1 protein-coding gene is annotated in these 301 nt (G+C 64.1%); it reads left to right on the top strand.

Annotated features, from left to right (window positions below):
* Positions 1–301, top strand: a 301-nt coding sequence (locus AAEY72_RS14415; protein ID WP_352311195.1) for an efflux RND transporter permease subunit, incomplete at both ends; no start/stop codon positions are given.

Here is a 301-nt window from a genome sequence, read left to right as displayed (position 1 = left end):
AGTCCCAACTCAACGCTTTGCTCAGCGGCAACCCGATCACCGAAGTGCGCGAAGGCAACCGCACCGTGTCGGTGGTGGCCCGTGCCCAGGGCAGCCAGCGTGAAGACCTGGGCAACCTCAACAACATGACCCTGACCAACAGCGCCGGCACCTCGGTGCCATTGGCCCAGGTCGGGCATTTCCAGGCGGTAATGGAAGAGCCGATCCTCAAGCGCCGCGACCGCGCCACCACCGTGGAAGTGCGCGCCGACATCATCGACGGCGTACAACCGCCCGACGTGGAAATGGCCGTGTACAAAGA

This window comes from Psychrobacter sp. W2-37-MNA-CIBAN-0211, assembly GCF_040309405.1.
Lineage (GTDB): Bacteria > Pseudomonadota > Gammaproteobacteria > Pseudomonadales > Moraxellaceae > Psychrobacter > Psychrobacter glaciei.
The sequence above is the reverse complement of the archived record's forward strand: the minus strand, read 5'-3'. Positions and strand labels throughout refer to the sequence as shown.